This window comes from Ruegeria sp. G12, assembly GCF_056533565.1.
Genome location: NZ_JBQFOO010000010.1, coordinates 71,005 through 88,235 on the forward strand (window position 1 = coordinate 71,005; position 17,231 = coordinate 88,235).

15 protein-coding genes are annotated in these 17,231 nt (G+C 59.8%); 8 read left to right on the forward strand and 7 right to left on the reverse strand.

What is annotated here, in order from left to right; genetic code table 11:
* The first annotated feature begins 62 nt into the window (after nt 1–62).
* Entirely contained in the window at nt 63–1,076 is a 1,014-nt protein-coding gene (cobT, locus tag ACR0JN_RS19465) for a nicotinate-nucleotide--dimethylbenzimidazole phosphoribosyltransferase (RefSeq protein WP_480888166.1), read from the forward strand.
* Between the two features lie 31 nt (nt 1,077–1,107).
* Here the strand turns inward: cobT and ACR0JN_RS19470 are convergent, their stop codons facing one another.
* Nucleotides 1,108–2,991 (reverse strand): monovalent cation:proton antiporter-2 (CPA2) family protein, encoded by a 1,884-nt coding sequence (locus ACR0JN_RS19470; RefSeq protein ID WP_480817912.1) that lies wholly within the window; start codon nt 2,989–2,991, stop codon nt 1,108–1,110.
* A 19-nt stretch (nt 2,992–3,010) separates the two neighbouring features.
* Nucleotides 3,011–3,466, reverse strand: a complete 456-nt coding sequence (locus ACR0JN_RS19475) for an Lrp/AsnC family transcriptional regulator (RefSeq protein ID WP_480817913.1) — start codon at nt 3,464–3,466, stop codon at nt 3,011–3,013.
* Nucleotides 3,467–3,611: 145 nt separating this feature from the next.
* Between ACR0JN_RS19475 and hppD the strand changes: the two genes are divergently transcribed.
* A complete protein-coding gene (hppD, locus tag ACR0JN_RS19480; RefSeq protein WP_480888167.1) occupies nt 3,612–4,709 on the forward strand; it encodes a 4-hydroxyphenylpyruvate dioxygenase in 1,098 nt (365 codons plus the stop codon).
* Between the two features lie 49 nt (nt 4,710–4,758).
* Here hppD and ACR0JN_RS19485 read toward each other — a convergent pair whose 3' ends face one another.
* Nucleotides 4,759–6,840 carry a hypothetical protein gene (locus tag ACR0JN_RS19485; protein WP_480888168.1) on the reverse strand — a complete coding sequence of 694 codons (2,082 nt, stop codon included), beginning with the start codon at nt 6,838–6,840 and terminating at the stop codon, nt 4,759–4,761.
* 164 nt (nt 6,841–7,004) lie between these two features.
* Here ACR0JN_RS19485 and ACR0JN_RS19490 point away from each other — a divergent pair, with 164 nt between their 5' ends.
* Nucleotides 7,005–7,700 carry an SIMPL domain-containing protein gene (locus ACR0JN_RS19490; RefSeq protein WP_480888169.1) on the forward strand — a complete coding sequence of 232 codons (696 nt, stop codon included), beginning with the start codon at nt 7,005–7,007 and terminating at the stop codon, nt 7,698–7,700.
* Between the two features lie 2 nt (nt 7,701–7,702).
* On the opposite strand, the gene ACR0JN_RS19495 is transcribed toward ACR0JN_RS19490, so the two are convergent.
* The 3 genes from ACR0JN_RS19495 to ACR0JN_RS19505 all read right to left on the reverse strand — a co-directional run bounded on the left by ACR0JN_RS19495 (nt 7,703) and on the right by ACR0JN_RS19505 (nt 10,776).
* Nucleotides 7,703–8,413, reverse strand: a complete 711-nt coding sequence (locus tag ACR0JN_RS19495; protein WP_480888170.1) for a GNAT family N-acetyltransferase — start codon at nt 8,411–8,413, stop codon at nt 7,703–7,705.
* A 2-nt stretch (nt 8,414–8,415) separates the two neighbouring features.
* Nucleotides 8,416–9,708 carry an O-acetylhomoserine aminocarboxypropyltransferase/cysteine synthase family protein gene (locus tag ACR0JN_RS19500; protein WP_480888171.1) on the reverse strand — a complete coding sequence of 431 codons (1,293 nt, stop codon included), beginning with the start codon at nt 9,706–9,708 and terminating at the stop codon, nt 8,416–8,418.
* Nucleotides 9,709–9,780: 72 nt separating this feature from the next.
* Entirely contained in the window at nt 9,781–10,776 is a 996-nt protein-coding gene (locus ACR0JN_RS19505) for a hypothetical protein (protein WP_480888172.1), read from the reverse strand.
* A gap of 277 nt (nt 10,777–11,053) precedes the next feature.
* Between ACR0JN_RS19505 and ACR0JN_RS19510 the strand changes: the two genes are divergently transcribed.
* The 4 genes from ACR0JN_RS19510 to ACR0JN_RS19525 all read left to right on the forward strand — a co-directional run bounded on the left by ACR0JN_RS19510 (nt 11,054) and on the right by ACR0JN_RS19525 (nt 15,150).
* On the forward strand, nt 11,054–12,388 hold the full coding sequence (locus ACR0JN_RS19510) for an NAD(P)-dependent oxidoreductase (protein ID WP_480888173.1): 1,335 nt from the start codon (nt 11,054–11,056) through the stop codon (nt 12,386–12,388).
* Nucleotides 12,389–12,435: 47 nt separating this feature from the next.
* Complete coding sequence (locus ACR0JN_RS19515; protein ID WP_480888174.1) at nt 12,436–13,272, forward strand: methyltransferase domain-containing protein; 837 nt, start codon at nt 12,436–12,438, stop codon at nt 13,270–13,272.
* A gap of 20 nt (nt 13,273–13,292) precedes the next feature.
* A complete protein-coding gene (gene preA, locus ACR0JN_RS19520; protein WP_480888175.1) occupies nt 13,293–14,597 on the forward strand; it encodes an NAD-dependent dihydropyrimidine dehydrogenase subunit PreA in 1,305 nt (434 codons plus the stop codon).
* A gap of 73 nt (nt 14,598–14,670) precedes the next feature.
* A complete protein-coding gene (locus ACR0JN_RS19525; protein WP_480888176.1) occupies nt 14,671–15,150 on the forward strand; it encodes a hypothetical protein in 480 nt (159 codons plus the stop codon).
* Nucleotides 15,151–15,157: 7 nt separating this feature from the next.
* Here the strand turns inward: ACR0JN_RS19525 and ACR0JN_RS19530 are convergent, their stop codons facing one another.
* On the reverse strand, nt 15,158–15,766 hold the full coding sequence (locus ACR0JN_RS19530; RefSeq protein ID WP_480888177.1) for a TetR family transcriptional regulator C-terminal domain-containing protein: 609 nt from the start codon (nt 15,764–15,766) through the stop codon (nt 15,158–15,160).
* A gap of 171 nt (nt 15,767–15,937) precedes the next feature.
* On the opposite strand from ACR0JN_RS19530, the gene ACR0JN_RS19535 reads away from it, so the two are divergent.
* Nucleotides 15,938–17,188 carry a Zn-dependent hydrolase gene (locus tag ACR0JN_RS19535; RefSeq protein ID WP_480888179.1) on the forward strand — a complete coding sequence of 417 codons (1,251 nt, stop codon included), beginning with the start codon at nt 15,938–15,940 and terminating at the stop codon, nt 17,186–17,188.
* The last annotated feature ends 43 nt before the right edge of the window (nt 17,189–17,231 follow it).

The window sequence follows — 17,231 nt, forward strand, 5'->3', positions numbered from 1 at the left end:
TCTTGTCGGTTTGGTTGCTTCGGTTAAACACACAGGACCACTCTGATGCAATGAGGCTTTGGATGCTGCCCGAACTTAATGATTTGAAGACCTTCCGTGACGCGCTGATGACCGCTCCGGGTCCCGATGAAGCTGCGCTGAATGGGGCGGCAGACCGAAACGGGCAATTGACCAAACCTCCGGGCGCGCTGGGGCGGCTAGAGGATCTGGCGATCTGGTATGCGGGCTGGCTCGGGGATGCGCGGCCACATATCACCGCGCCGCAGGTCATTGTGTTTGCGGGCAACCACGGCGTCACGGCGCAGGGCGTTTCCGCCTTTCCGCCCGAGGTCACTGTGCAGATGGTGATGAACTTTCAACACGGCGGCGCGGCGATCAACCAACTGGCCAAAGCGGCGGGTGCGAAGATGGACGTGCACGCGCTCGACTTGGACCGGCCGACCGCAGACTTCACCCAATCCCCGGCGATGAGCGAAGAGGAGTTGCTGGACGCCCTGCGCACTGGCTGGCAGGCCGTTGACCCCGGGTCCGACCTGTTGGTGGTCGGCGAGATGGGCATCGGCAACACGACCCCCGCCGCCGCGATTGCCTGCACGTTGTTTGGGGGTGAGGCCGCCGACTGGACCGGTCGTGGCACCGGCGTCGACGATGCGGGGCTAGCCAACAAGACCCGCGTCGTGGCCGAGGGCGTGGCGCTGCACGGAGGGTCGGACGACGGGCTGGACATCCTGCGCTGCCTCGGCGGGCGCGAGATTGCAGCGATGGCGGGGGCCATTGCCGCCGCGCGGGTCCTGCGCATCCCGGTCATTCTGGACGGGTTCATTTGCTCGGCGGCGGCGGCCTGCCTTGCGCAGATGTCGGACAGTGCGCTGGATCACGCAATAGCAGGTCATCAAAGCGCTGAAGGGGCCCATGGGGCGGTTTTGGCCCGGTTGGGCAAGGAACCCCTGCTCAATCTGGGTCTGCGTCTTGGAGAAGGCTCGGGCGGGGCGCTGGCGATCAACATTCTAAAAAGCGCCGTTGCCTGCCATTCGGGCATGGCCACCTTTGCCGAGGCAGGTGTGTCTGACGGCTGATCGCTGACCCAGACCGGGGCAAGCGCGCCGGTCAGGCTGACTTTTTGGCGTGTTCTTCCGCCAGCTCAAGCAGCGCCGTTTCCAGATCTTTCTCCAGCCGCCGTGCGCGGTCGATGTATTTCTTGTTCTCGGCGGTTGGCAGGCCAGGAACCCAAAGCTCGGCCAGTTCGCGGACCGAGGTCCGGTCATGGTGGTAAAAGGTCTGTTCGGCTTGCGCGGCTTCGTATTCGCTCAGCCCGATGTTTTCCAGCACGTAGCGGCCAGCCCGTAGGGAGCTGTCGAACATCTCGCGCACAATGTCGTTCGCGCCAGCCTGATACAGCTCGTACACATGGGTGCGGTCATGCGCGCGCGCGATGATATGCAAGTCGCGCCGCTGGCGGCGTGCGTAGCTGACCAGCCGCGTGACCTGAGTGCGATCGTCCATGGCCGCCACAAGGACAGATGCTTTTTCAAGCCCCGCCGCGCGCAAAAGCTCGGGCCGCGTCGGATCGCCGAGGAACCCTTTGACGCCAAATCGGCGCATCAGTTGGATTGTCTCGATGTCGTGGTCCAGAACGATGGTCTTGAACCCGCTGGCACGCACCAGTCGGTTGACGATCTGACCGAACCGCCCGATCCCCGCGATGATCACCGGCCCTTTTTCGTCGATCTCGTCCGGTTCCACTTCGGAAGTCACCTCGCCAATTTTTCGGGATAGAAGATCAAAGAGGATGAACAGCAGCGGGGTGATCAGCATCGTCAGTGCGATGATCATAAGCAGTTTCTGCGACAAATCCCGGGGGATAACGTTCTGTTGCATCGAAAACGCCAGCAGAACGAAACCGAATTCACCCGCCTGCGCCAGCCCCAGCGTAAACAGCCAGTGATCGCGCCCACGCAGCTTGAAGGCTTTGCCGACCAGAAACAGGATGATCCCCTTGGCCAGAATGACCAGCAGAGCCAGCCCGATCAAATCAAACGGGTCGTTAAAGAAATAGGCAACGTTGATCCCGGCCCCGACGGTGATGAAGAACAGCCCCAGAAACAGCCCTTTAAAAGGTTCAAGGTCGCTTTCCATCTCATGCCGGAATTCCGAGTTGGCCAGAACGACGCCAGCCAGGAACGCGCCCAACGCGGGCGACAGGCCCACAAGCGTCATCAGGAATGAGATGCCGACCACGATCATCAGGGCCAGCGCCGTATACATCTCGCGCAGGTGTGTGGCGTGGATGAACCGGAACAGCGGTCGGGTCAGGTAGATGCCGGCCAGTATGACAAAGGCTACGGCGGCGAGGGTGACCAGTGTCACCGCCCATCCCGGTAGCCCTTCGACCAGCGACAGGCTGTGATGAGCCGCGCCGTGATGATCGTCACCGGCACCGCGGTCGATTGAGCCATCGGCCTGAATATGCGGCATCGCAGGCAGGGCTAGCAGGGGCAGGAACGCCAGAATGGGAATAACCGCAATATCCTGCGTCAACAGAACCGAGAAGGTCGCGCGCCCGCCATTGGTCTGCATCAGCCCCTTTTCGGACAGGGTCTGCAACACAATCGCCGTTGACGACAGCGACAAGGTCAGCCCCACCGCCAGCGCGACGGACCACGGGTGGTTTGCGTACATCGCCACGGCAGCGATGACGGCGGTGGACAGGGCGACCTGCAGACCGCCAAGGCCCAGCAGCCTGTCGCGCATGTCCCACAAGGCGCGCGGTTCAAGCTCCAGTCCGATCAGGAACAGCATCATCACGACGCCAAACTCGGCGACGTGTTGCAATTCCTCGGTTTCGGCACCGACCAGCCCCAGGACCGGCCCGATGATGATACCGGCGGCCAGATAGCCCAGCACCGACCCCAGCCCCAGACGCGCCGAAAGGGGTACGGCGATCACGGCGGCGGCCAGATAGATCGAAGCCTGATAAAGGAACTCGTCCATGTTTTTCCTCTTGCGCCGGTCAGGTTGGCAGGGGGGCGTCTCGTTTAAGCTGGTCCATCACGATCTGGCTCTGGACCCGTGCAACAGCAGGATGCGGCAGGATCACCTGATGAAGCAAGCTGTTGAGGGCGGAAAGATCATCGCAATAGACATGCAGCAGGTAATCTGCCTCACCGGTCATCGTCCAGGCGCTGGTGATTTCCGGTCGGGTGTCGACCATCCGGGCGAAACTGGCCGATTGCTCGGGGCCATGAGTGCCCAGATGGACCTGAATGAACCCCTGTACGTGCAGCCCCAGTTTCAACGGATCAAGCCGCGCGGCATAGCCGGTGATATAACCTTCGGCCTCAAGCCGTTGCCGCCGTCGTCCGGCCTGACTGGGCGACAGGTTCAGCATCTCGCCCAACTGATGCGCCGTCAGATGGGCATTCTTCTGCAAGGCGGAAAGAAGATGCGTGTCTGTGGCGTCAAGCATATGCGGCGTATTCCCGTATTTCTAAGTTTGTGTGCGAGATTTGCGCGTCTAGCCACAGTTTACAGGAAAACAATGCGCAGAAAAAGCGTTGCATAAGGCGTATTTTGGAATCAGCAAAGAATTTCCTGTTCGAAAGGAGGCACCCATGGGCCCTTTCCCGCATAACGCACCAAAATCCGTCATCAGTGACGAAAACCCCGCCGGAACCGATGGCTTTGAGTTTGTCGAATTCGCACATCCCGAGCCTCAAGAATTGCGCGACCTGTTCGCCAAGATGGGGTTCGAGCTGGTGGCCCACCACAAACAGAATCCTGCTGTGGAGCTTTGGCAGCAGGGTGATGTCACCTACATCCTGAACGCCGACCCGAACAGCTTCGCCGACAAGTTTGTGGCCGAACACGGCCCCTGCGCCCCGTCGATGGGGTGGCGCGTAGCGGATGCGCAAAAGGCCTATGAGCATGCGGTTTCAAAAGGGGCTGAGCCTTATGACGCCGCCGACAAGACCATGGATGTGCCAGCGATTAAGGGCATTGGCGGGTCGCTGATCTATTTCATCGATCAGTACTATGACACCTCGCCCTACAACCAAGAGTTCGACTGGATCAAGCAGTCCAAACCGCGGGGCGAGGGGTTCTACTACCTCGATCACCTGACCCACAATGTCTACAAGGGCAACATGGACAAGTGGTTCAAGTTCTACGGCGACCTGTTCAACTTCCGTGAAATCCGCTTCTTCGACATTCAGGGCAAGTTCACTGGGCTGTTTAGCCGTGCTCTGACCTCGCCTTGTGGCCGCATTCGCATTCCGATCAACGAAGATCGCGGTGAGACGGGCCAGATCGTTTCGTACCTGAAGAAATACAAGGGTGAGGGCATTCAGCACATCGCGGTTGGCAGCGAGGATATCTATGCCTCGACCGATGCCATCGCTGAAAACGGGCTGAAATTCATGCCGGGTCCCAATCAGGCCTATTACGACATGTCGACTGAGCGTGTGACGGACCATGAAGAGCCGCTGGACCGGATGATGAAGCACGGCATTCTGATCGACGGCGAAGGCGTCGTGGATGGGGGGGAGACGCGGATTTTGCTGCAGATCTTCTCGAAAACCGTGATCGGACCGATCTTCTTCGAATTCATTCAGCGCAAGGGCGATGATGGGTTCGGCGAGGGGAACTTTCAGGCCCTGTTCGAATCCATCGAACGGGAACAGATCGAAACCGGTGAGATTTCGGCGGCCTGAAGCCACAACTCCGGCGCGCAGACCAGCTCTGCGCGCCCTTTTTTCACAGTTAGCTACGCGGCATGGACAGGGTCACGTTGCGGCCCTTTTTCTGATACCGCAATTCGCTGTCGCTGATGGCAATTACCTTGCCGCCATCCAAACGATCCCCGATTTTCAGCTTTTTGTACCGTCCACTGGGCAGGCGTACCAAGGCGCGCCGGTTGGCCGGGGTGCCATAAACGCCGATCAAGTTCAGTCTGCGCAGGTTCAGCGCGTTGTCGATTGTCGCCTGACGGGCAACCGACGCAGTGGATGGGGCTTTGGGTTTCACCGTCTTGGGCTGGAACGATCCGGCCTCATCCGAGTTTTGATTCACCGCCGCCGTCGAGCCCAGATTGGCAGTATTTGCATTGGTGGATGGGGCCGCCGCCACGACGCGGGCCGGGCGGAGTTTGGGGCGCGGCACCCGGACAACGGCCAAAGCGGTGGGGGTTTCGTCCACCTGCGGATTAACCTGCAGCGACTCAGGGCGCAGTTTGGGGCGAACACCCGCGAGTTCTTCTAACGAACGACCACCCAGTTGCTGACGTTCGAACTGTTCAACCAGATCACTAGGGCGACCCTTGGGGCGCAGGCCTGCCAATCTCTGGTCCGTCTCATCGATCACGGGTTCTTCCTCGAACCGCACGGGCGGTTCCGGCGGCACCGAGGATGGACGACCCGCATAGATCATCACCCCATCGGGGTTCAGCGTGCCTTCGGAGGTTGGCGGGACCAGCCCGCGTTCATCCAGATCAAAACCCGTGTCCGCGGTCTGAGGCAACGCGATCTGTTCAAAGGGCAGGTCCGTGTCAAAACTCTCAACTGGGGGCAGGGCAATGGCATCGCTCGACAGGTCGGGCTTGTTGACTGAGGCCAGATAATTATCGTCGTCCTCAATCGGAACCGGCTGTTCCAAGGCGGTTGGTGGGATGGTGTTCACTGCGGTCGCTGGGGCGAATTCAGTTTGCGGATCGGTCTGGATCGTCTCCACCGGGGTCGGAGGAACCTTCAGCGCTTCCAGAATGGCCGCATCCGTTGATGACAGCTCCGGCTGTTCCTCAGGTTCAGGCAGAGATGCGGTTTCTGTGCCTGTCACCTCGGGTTGTTCCGCAGTGGCTTGGGTTGCTGAATCCGACGCGATATCAACCTGTTCCGACTCCGCCTTAATCTCAGGTTGCACCACCTCAGCGGGGGCGGAAGTGACCTCGGTCCCGTCGTCAGAAGTGAAAAACGACCAAGCGGATAGCGAAACCCCGGCCAGTAGCGCCGCCGCAATCGCTGGCAGAACAAAGCGCCCTGCCTTCGGCTCTGCCGCCGCAAAAACCGTTTGAAACGGTGCACTGGGCGCTTCTACCGAGCGGAACGTGTCGGGGTCGGCGCTTTCGGCAATGGCGTGAACGGGCGGTTCCGCCTCGGTTGGTGGCGGAGGCGTTTCCGGTTCTGCAGGCGCGGGCGGTTCGTCCTCCAACGTGGTTTCGACCACCTGAGACGCCGCATCCTGCAACGCGAGTTCGTCCGCAACGAGTGGCTCTCCCTCCAACGCGGCTTCGGCCACTTGAGGCGGCTCATCCTCGGGTGCGGTTACGGCCCCAACGGATGGCTCCTCATCCAGCGTAGTTTCAGCTAAGTGCGGCAGCTCATCAGGTCCAAAATGCGGCTCTTGCGGAAAGTCCTTGTGGCTCGGATCAGCGCTAAACAGGACAGGAATGAACCCGTGCTCGGCGGCAAAGACCTGCGCTTCATCTAATGTCTGGCGTGCTACCGCCGCGATGTGGATCGTGGTGCCCTCGGTCGCGGTATCAAAGGACAGCTCCGACAGATCATAGGGCGTGGCGGACGCCAGCGCGTCATAGACCTTTTGCTCGCTATCCTCGGGGCTTAGGCCTTCTGTTTCAACCGACAAATAGCGTATCTGATCCTCGGGGATCACGACCTTGCAACTCAGATCGTTTGCCAGCGCAAAGGCCTGATCGCGCAAGCCGCGAATCTGGTCCGAAAGGTCGGGCGCATCCAGCGCGACCGAGCCTATCTGATACCAATCGTCATCCGACTGGTGGTGCAGCGATATTCCGGCAGAAGAAAATGACAGCGCAAAGGCAGGTTTCATAATCCGGAGGAACCATAATTGTCAGCATCAATGCAAACGGCATTGCGTTCGCAGACCGACATTAAAGCAGGAACCCGCCGAGGGAAAGAAAAAGCCAAGCCTCCCCCTTGTCCCGCATACCCCCGCAAACCCATGTTGAAGCAGAACTATTCGGAGAGAGAACCTTGAAGACACTCGCTTTTCTGGCCGCGATGATGGCCGCGACCACCGCCGGGCTGGCCCATGCGGAAGAACGTCGCATCACCGTTGATGCCACCGGCACGGTGCAGATTGCGCCGGATATGGCAACAATCACGCTGGGCGTCACAAACGAAAACGCCGAGGCGTCGCAGGCCATGCAGGCCACATCCGACGCCGTCAGCCAGGTACTGTCGCGGCTGCAGGAGATGGGCATTGAAGAGCGCGACATCCAGACCCGCGACCTGTCCCTGTCGCCAGTCTGGTCCGGCCGCAACAGTCAGACCGGAGAGCAGCCCGAGATCACCGGCTTCGTCGCCTCGAACCGCGTGTTCGTGCGGGTGCGCGATCTGGACAAGCTGGGCGAGATCATGGATGCGGTCATTCAGGATGGCGCGAATGACTTTGGCGGGCTGACCTTTGGGGTGCAGGACCCCAAGCCGCTTGAGGCGCAGGCCCGCGCGAAAGCGGTGGGTGAAGCCAAGGCGAAGGCCGAGCAACTGGCGCAGGCCGCCGGGATCACACTCGGTCCGGTTCAGTCAATTTCCGAACGGTCCGGCGGCGTTCGCCCGTTTCTTGAGGGCGGGGCCGCAATGATGGCCGACGCGCGCTCTGTTCCGGTCGCGGGCGGTGAGGTCTCGGTGTCCGTCAATGTCTCGATGGTGTTCGGGATTTCCGAATAAGCCTAGTCTTTTGCGCGGGCCATCAGCGGTTGCCGTTGTTGGCCCGTGGCGTCGAAATTATCCGGAGACAGCCAGGTTTCAAACGCCTCGCGAATACGCGGCCATTCGCTGTCGAGGATCGCATACCATGCCGTGTCCCGGTTGCGTCCTTTGTAGTGGGTCGCCTGACGGAATATCCCTTCAAAGGTAAAGCCCAGACGTTCCGCCGCGCTGCAAGACGGCGCATTCAGCGCATCGCATTTCCATTCGTAGCGACGATAGCCCAACTCGTCGAACACCCGCCGCATCATCAGGTACATCACCTCGGTCGATTGCAGCTTGCGCTGCAGCAGGGGTGAGAAATGGATATGGCCGACCTCAATCGCGCCCGCGACCGGTTCGATCCGCAAGTATGAGGCTATGCCGACCGGCACCTCATCCGCATCCAGCACCGTATGAAACATCGGGTCAGCGTCCATGCAATTGGCGCGCGCCCATTCCTCGAAGGTAGCCTCCGAGTCGAAAGGCCCATAGGGCAGATAGGTCCAATTGCGTCCGTCGGTGTCGTTGGCAAACGCCCGGAACAATCCGGGCGCGTGGCGATTCACATCCAAAGGCACGACCGAACAGTACTGGCCCTGCATCGGCGTGTAGGGCGGCGCAGGGCGGGGAAATTCGCCCTGAACCGGCAGGCCGATGGGTTGGCCCAACTCGTTCGTGTCGTGCTGCGCCATCGTCAGGCGCTGGCTTTGCTGAGCGCTTGATCCAGATCGGCGATCAGATCGTTGGCATCCTCGATGCCGATGGAGACACGAACCACGTTCGGGCTGGCACCTGCGGCCTCTTGCTGTTCCGGAGTCAACTGACGATGAGTGGTCGAGGCCGAGTGTATGATCAGCGACCGGGCATCGCCCAGATTGGCGACGTGGCTGAAGATTTCCAGAGCGTTGACCAGCTTGATGCAGGCGTCATATCCGCCTTTGACGGCGAAGGTGAACAGCGCGCCCGCGCCGCGTGAGTACTGCGCCTTAACGCGATCATGGTAGGGCGATGAGGGCAGGCCCGCATAGGTCACGTATTCCACGCGATCATCCGCTTCGAGCCACGCGGCGATTTTCTGAGCATTCTCCACATGGCGCTCCATCCGCAGCGACAGGGTCTCGATCCCCATCAGTGTGTAGTGCGCCGCCTGCGGGTTCATCGTCATGCCAAGGTCACGCAGGCCAATGGCAATGCCGTGGAAGGTGAAGGCCAGCGGGCCGAAGGTCTCGTGGAATTTCAACCCGTGATAGGCCTGTTCGGGCTGGCTGAGGGACGGGAATTTGTCATTCGCCGACCAGTCGAACTTACCCGAATCCACGATGCATCCACCAGTGACCGTGCCGTTGCCCGTCAGGTACTTGGTGGTCGAATGCACCACCAGTGTCGCGCCATGTTCAATCGGGCGGCACAGGTAAGGCGTGGCCGAGGTGTTGTCGACGATCAGCGGAATGCCTGCCCCATCGGCCACATCCGCCAAGGCACGAATATCAGTGACGTAGCCGCCCGGGTTGGCGATGGATTCGCAGAACACCGCGCGGGTGTTTTCGTCGATAGCTTCCTTCACGGCGTCCAGATCGTCGGTGTCCACGAACTTGGCCGACCAGCCGAAGCGTTTGATGGTCTGGCTGAACTGCGTGACCGTCCCGCCATACAGACGGGTCGAGGCCACCACATTGCAGCCCGGACCCATTAGCGGGAACAGCGCCATGATCTGCGCCGCGTGGCCCGAGGAACAGCAAACCGCACCAACGCCGCCTTCAAGCGTGGCCACACGTTCTTGCAGAACTGCCACGGTCGGGTTGGTCAGGCGGGAATAGATAAAGCCCACTTCTTGAAGGTTGAACAAAGCGGCGGCGTGGTCCGCGTCACGGAAGACGTAAGCTGTGGTCTGGTAAATCGGTGTCTGGCGCGCTCCGGTCGCCGGGTCGGGGCGGGCGCCTGCATGAATTTGCAGCGTGTCGAAACCATAGGTGGGGCCGTCAGACATCTTGAAATCTCCTGTTGGACTTTGTCGTTAGGGAATGTCTAGGCGATTGACCGGACGCGCACAACGATCCTGTCAGCGCATCCACAGACCATTGCGTTTGATCGTGTTGCGAATGACCTGCTCGCGCTGGGGCAGGTTGTCCTGATCGAACAAATCGCGGATTTTCGCACCCTTGCCCTGAATGACCAGCTTTTTTAGCGGATCGTAGTTTTTCAGAACCTTCTTGACCTTGTTGGGCGCGGTGACGGTCTCCAGAACCTTGATCACATGATCGCTTTCGCGGGCGTAGAGAAGGGGAAACAGGCGATAGTGGCAACTGACGGTGCCATCCAGCAGCCCCTCAGGCAGGGCATCCCGCCCGCCGCCGAAAGAGTGGATCACCAGCGGCAACGCCACCTGATCCAGCCAGGGGTCAAGGTTCTGCCCGGTCAGTTCCGGGATGTCCTCATCCCGGATGGCGCGTGCGTATTCAAGAAAACGCTCACCGAACTGGCGGGGGCATTTGTAGAAGAAGTAGCCTGCGTTGAAGTACAGATACCGCCGCCAGTAATCTATGGGCTGGCTGGGATCCAGTGAGCTTTCAAAGTCCAGTCCGAACCGCCGGTAAAGCGCGCTCCAGATGCCTTCAAAGCCCGGACCATACAGCGTGGGCTTGGGCCACGTCCCCTCGACCCGCAGCGACGCGCCGGGGCGGTCGAAGTCAAACGGGACGCCGTTCAGATCTCCGGTGATCAGCGTGTCGGTGTCGAAGAAGACAAACGGCTCGCCTTCGGGCAGGGCCAGCAGAGCTTCGATCTTGTTGCCGTTTGGATAGCTGTCGCCGAACACGTGGGTGTCAAAGGGCAGGACCTCGGCCCCCAACTGTTTCAGCGCCTTCAACACATCCTCGTTCTGAATGCTGGGGTTCTGGTGCCAGCGCGGGCCAGGTTTCGGCGTTGCGACAAACAGACTTCCGGCGAAATCCGGCGAGGAATGGCGCAGCGAGGCAGCGAACAGAAGTGCCTCATACTGCAGGCGGTTGTTTTGCCCGACGATGACGACGTTGAATTTCTGCGAGGGTGCCTGCATGTTTGCCTGTTCCTGTCGGGCGTCTTTGGCTTGCGCTCTTAGTCCGGGATTACAGGATGCCGCGTGGGCCGTCAAAAGGCCGTATTTGGAATCTGTGAAGGCAGGGCAGACATGACACAGAGGCAGTTGCATCAAAATCAGGCGAAACCGTGTGGGAAAGCAATTGATCGGGACGGATTTCTCATTTTTTGACCATTTGGCAAATTTTACCAATTGATAAAATTTTCAGATGTGGCAAGCTGGGCCCATAACAAACATATCTACAGGGAGTAGAGCGATGGCACAGGGCCAGATGGCACCCGGGATCGTTTCCGGGCGGCTTTCCAGCGATGAGCTGACCTCGAATTTCACCGATCTGCATCCGCCACTGGCCCCGCATGAGGCTGCCGTGGCCGCAGATCGCTGCTATTTCTGCTACGACGCGCCATGTGTGACGGCCTGTCCGACGGATATCGATATTCCGCTGTTCATTCGCCAGATTCAGGCCGGACAGCCGCAATCGGCGGGGCGCACGATCCTTGACCAGAACATTCTGGGCGGCATGTGCGCGCGCGTTTGTCCCACTGAAACTTTGTGTGAAGAGGCCTGCGTGCGTGAAGCCGCCGAGGGCAAGCCGGTTGAGATCGGACGTCTGCAACGTTTTGCTACTGACGATATCATGGCGTCGGGCACGCATCCGTTCGAACGCGCCGTCTCGACCGGTAAGACCGTAGCGGTGGTGGGCGCGGGGCCCGCAGGGCTGGCTTGTGCGCACCGTCTAGCGATGTTGGGTCATGACGTGGTGATTCACGAAAGCAAGCCCAAACCGGGCGGCCTGAACGAATATGGGATCGCTGCCTATAAATCGACCAACGACTTTGCGCAGGCCGAGGTGGATTGGCTGCTCAAAATCGGCGGTATCGCAATTGAGACTGGTTCGATGCTGGGCGAAACCATCTCGCTGGACGGCCTGTTGGAGAACTATGATGCGGTCTTCCTGTCGATCGGTCTGGCCGGTGTGAACGCGCTGCGCGCAGGTGGGGTGGACAAGGACGGTGTGCGTCCTGCGGTCGATTTCATTTCGGACGTGCGGCAAGCCAGCGATCTTGCCGATCTGCCTGTCGGCCGGAACGTGGTTGTTATCGGTGGTGGCATGACGGCGGTGGATGCGGCTGTGAAGTCCAAGTTGCTGGGGGCCGAGCATGTGACCATCGCCTATCGTCGGGATCGTGACGCGATGGGGGCCAGCCGGTATGAACAGGATCTTGCGGCCTCGCACGGGGTTCGGATCATGACCAATGTGCAACCGGTGGCCGTGCACGGAAACGGCGCTGCGGCTGAGATTGAGTTGGAGTACACCGCCAGTCACGACGGGCAGTTGTCAGGTACCGGAGAAATGATCCGTCTGCCTGCCGATCAGGTGCTCAAGGCCATCGGCCAGACACTGGATGGCGCGCCCGAGGGGCTGACACTGGACGGCAACAAGATCGCTGTCACCGGAGCCGGTCGTACCTCGATGACCGGTGTCTGGGCGGGCGGAGACTGCGCCGCGGGGGGTGAGGACCTGACCGTGACAGCCGTGGCCGAAGGCCGGGACGCGGCAATGGACATCCACGCAACGCTGGTTTCGTGATAGGGTGGGGTATTCACCCCATTCCTTTCGCTGCTCGAGGTTTTCTCATGTCCCAGATCGAACAAGCTGTTGCACAACACTACACGACCGGCGCTTTGACCGAGCGCGTCCGCGCGGCGCTTGAGGCGAGCGGCATTGACCCGGATTCGGCCACGGTAGCGGATTTGAAGGCGGGCGATGAATTCCACACGGGCGGCGTTCTGGCAACCGACAACCTGTTCGCCCAATTGTCACCGACCCATGCGACGCGGGTGCTGGACGTTGGATGCGGCATAGGCGGCACCTCGCGCTACATCGTGGATCGCTACGATTCAACGGTGACCGGTGTCGATCTGACGCCGGAATTTGTTGAAACCGCCGCCGCGCTCAGCGATCTGGTCGGTCACTCTGAAAAGACCAACTTTCACGTTGGCAGCGCCTTGGACATGCCGGTGCCCGACGCTGGATTTGACCTTGCCGTCATGCTGCATGTGGGCATGAACATCGAAGACAAGGCAGGGCTGTTTGCCGAGGTGTCGCGCGCCTTGGCCACCGGGGGAACATTCGCCCTGTTCGACGTGATGGGGGGCGAAGCTGCCGATGCGTTGGCCTTTCCTCTGCCGTGGTCGACCGTTGCCGAAACGTCCTTTGTTGATGCGCCGCAGGTCTACAAGGACGCCGCCGCTGCCGCAGGTTTGGACCTGATCACTGAAAATGACCGGACCGGTTTCGCGCTGGAGTTCTTCGAGGAAGTCTTTGCCAAGATTGCCGAAACCGGTCCGGCCCCGCTGGGCATCCACCTGATGATGGGCGAGACAGCGCCCGAGAAATTCCAAAACTACGTCGAAAACCTCAAGGCCGGGCGCATTCGTCCGACCGAAATGATATTCAAGAAAACCGGCTGAGGAGCCGGGAAGGAGTACCCATGGCTGACCTGACGACTGACTTTCTGGGAATTTCCAGCCCCAACCCTTACTGGCTGGCATCCGCACCGCCCACCGACAAGGAATACAACGTGCGCCGCGCGTTCGAGGCCGGATGGGGCGGTGTTGTTTGGAAAACGCTGGGGGCCGAGGGTCCTCCGGTCGTGAACGTCAACGGGCCGCGTTACGGCGCTATTTACGGCGCGGATCGGCGTTTGCTGGGCCTCAACAACATCGAACTGATCACCGACCGGCCCTTGGAGGTGAACCTAGAAGAAATGGCGCGGGTCAAGGCCGACTACCCGGACCGCGCGCTGATCGCCTCGCTCATGGTTCCGTGTGAGGAGGAGGCGTGGAAAGCTATTCTGCCGCGTGTAGCGGAAACCGGTGCGGACGGAATCGAACTGAACTTTGGTTGCCCTCACGGGATGAGCGAACGGGGCATGGGCTCTGCTGTCGGTCAGGTGCCGGAATATATCGAGATGGTCACGCGGTGGTGCAAGAAGCACTATGACCGCCCGGTGATCGTGAAGCTGACGCCAAACATCACCGACATTCGCAAACCCGCCGAAGCTGCGCGCAATGGCGGTGCTGATGCGGTGTCGCTGATCAACACGATCAACTCGATCACCAGCGTCAATCTGGACACGTTCAGCCCCGAACCCTCGATCGATGGCAAAGGCAGCCATGGCGGCTATTGCGGCCCGGCGGTGAAGCCGATTGCACTGTCGATGGTGTCCGAGATCGCGCGGGCCGAGGCGACGCATGGCCTTCCGATCTCTGGCATCGGTGGCGTGACGACCTGGCGCGATGCAGCAGAATTCATGTCGCTCGGGTGTGGAACAGTCCAGGTCTGCACTGCGGCGATGACTTACGGGTTCAAGATCATCGACGAACTGACCGCTGGCTTGTCCGAATGGATGGACGAAAAGGGCTATTCCAACGTCTCGGACATCGTCGGACGTGCGGTTCCGAACGTTACCGACTGGCAGTACCTGAATCTGAACTACATCGCCAAGGCCAAGATCGATCAGGATCAGTGCATCAAATGCGGGCGCTGCTATGCTGCGTGTGAAGACACCAGCCATCAGGCGATCTCGATGTCCTCTGACCGGGTGTTCGAGGTGATCGATGAGGAATGCGTGGCCTGCAACCTCTGCGTCGATGTTTGCCCTGTCGAAGGGTGTATTTCGATGGTGCCAATGGCCGCCGGAGAGGTCGACCCGCGCACTGGTAAGGTTGTGCAGGAAGAATATGCCAACTGGACAAGTCACCCCAACAACCCGATGGCAAAGGCTGCTGAGTAGGGGAAACGGGTATTTCGGCAACCCACATTCGGCGCTAAACTGCCGCTGACAGACATGATCAAAGGAGAGTGTCATGCCAGCGGCGTCGCCGGGCCGGAACAAGGGCGGCAACCGGGTTTCCAAACTGGATCGGGACCAGTCGAAGAAGAACGTTGCATTGTCAAAGGCAAAGCAACGCGACGCCATGGCCGCAAAGAATTTCATGCAGCATCAGAAACAGATCAAGAAGGATCGTGATAACATTCTGAAGCTGAAGAAATCCATCGAAGACATGATGGCCAAGCTAAAGGAAGACCGCGCGCTGGATCGTCAGTTCGTGGGGCAGGTCATCAAAAAGGTCAAAGCGCTTCAGAACTTTGATCAATACGTGAAGGCCTCGGCTCAGCAACACACGGCCGGAGTTCAACAACCCAAGATGTATGCGGCGATCGTCAAGGATGCGGGCAAAGTGCCCAAGATCAATGCGGTCAAAACAATGGGTGATTTCACGATTCTTCTGGCAATGGCGATTGTTATTCTGAACCGTATCCTGGCCTTGAAACCGAACAAATAATCGCTGACTAGGGCGTCAGCAGTTTGCGATACAGTGTGTCGATAAACGGCCTGGCCCCATCAAAGGGGTCTTCGTCTCCCAGAATGGATCGCACCTGCACATCGAAATCGGCGTAGTGCTGGGTCAGCGCCCAGATCGAAAAGATCAGATGATACGGGTGAAGCCGGGCGATTTTGCCCTGATCCATCCAGCGCGTCAGGATATTGGTTTTCTCATCCACAAGCTCTTTCAGATCGTTCGATAACGCCTCGTGAATGCGCGGTGCGCCCTGAACCAGTTCATTCGCAAAAAGACGGCTTTCGCGCGGTAGCTCTTGGCTCATCTGCAGCTTGCGATGAATGTAGGACAGGATTTCCTGCATCGGGTCTCCGTCCGCGTCGAGATCGTGCAGGGGGGCAAGCCAGACCTCAAGCAAACCGGACAGAAGCGCGGTGTGAATCGCCTCTTTCGACGGGAAGTAATAGAGCAGGTTGGGTTTGCTCAGACCAGCCTCGGCGGCGATCTGATCTACGGTTGCCCCGCGAAATCCGTGCGCGGAAAACACGTTTAAGGCAGCCTCGAGAATCGCGGCGCGGTTCTTTTTCTGAATACGGGTCGGTGCGCGGTCTTTTGGCATGGTTCCTGCGTGTTTCTTTTTCGGTCAACCGGGAGCGAAATATGCCGAAAAATTCGGCCATGCATCGCAATTTCTTGACTGATCCCGAACCCGTGATAGCGTGAGTTTGACCAGATGGTCAAATCAAGACACCAAAAGCGAGCCAAATCGCAAGCGACAGGGAAAAAGACTATGGCAGCTCCGGCGCAGAATCTCAGGATCAATGGCGACAGGTTGTGGGACAGCCTGATGGAGATGGCCAGGATCGGGCCGGGTGTTGCGGGCGGGAACAACCGTCAGACGCTGACCGATGAGGATGCCGAAGGGCGTGATCTTTTTCAGAGATGGTGCGAGGAGGCCGGGTGTTCGATGGGTCTGGACCAGATGGGCAACATGTTTGCCCATCGCGAGGGCTCGGACCCCGAGGCGCTGCCGGTTTATGTGGGTTCGCATCTGGATACGCAGCCCACAGGTGGCAAATATGATGGCGTGCTGGGGGTGCTTGGGGGGTTGGAGATCATCCGCACGCTCAATGATCTGGGCATCAAGACCAAACACCCGATTGTGGCGACCAACTGGACCAACGAGGAAGGCACGCGCTATGCGCCGGCCATGTTGTCCTCGGGCGTGTTTGCAGGGATGCACACGCAGGATTGGGCCTACGATCGAGAGGATGCCGAGGGCAAGAAGTTTGGCGATGAATTGCAGCGCATCGGCTGGCGCGGCGACGAAGAGGTTGGCGCGCGAAAGATGCACGCGTTCTTCGAATTGCACATCGAACAGGGGCCGATTTTGGAGGCCGAGGGCAAGGATATCGGCGTCGTCACCCATGGTCAGGGTCTGAGTTGGACGCAGATCACCGTGACCGGGAAAGACGCGCATACGGGCTCTACCCCCATGCCGATGCGCAAGAATGCGGGTCTGGCGATGGCGCGTATTCTTGAGAAAGTGGATGAGATTGCCTGGTCCCACGCGCCTCATGCGGTTGGGGCTGCGGGGCATATCGAAGTGTTTCCGAACTCGCGCAACGTAATCCCGGGCAAGGCGGTTTTCACGGTCGATTTCCGCTCGCCCGAGTTGGCGGTGATCACGGATATGGAAAACCGTCTGCGGGAAGCAGCTGACAAAATCGTCGAGGAAATGGGCCTGCAGATCGAATACGAGAAGGTCGGTGGGTTTGATCCGGTGAAGTTCGACGACGGGTGCGTGGCGGCGGTACGCGACGCGGCAGAGCGGTTAGGGTATTCGCATAGGGACATCATCTCGGGCGCGGGGCATGACGCTTGCTGGATCAACCGGGTGGCTCCGACTGCCATGGTGATGTGCCCTTGTGTGGATGGATTGAGCCATAACGAGGCCGAAGAGATCAGTAAGGATTGGGCTGCCGCCGGGGCGGATGTTCTGTTTCACGCGGTCGTTGAGACGGCGGAAATCGTGGAATAGGGGGCGCTGCCCCCGTCGCCCTTGGGCGACTCCCCCGGGATAT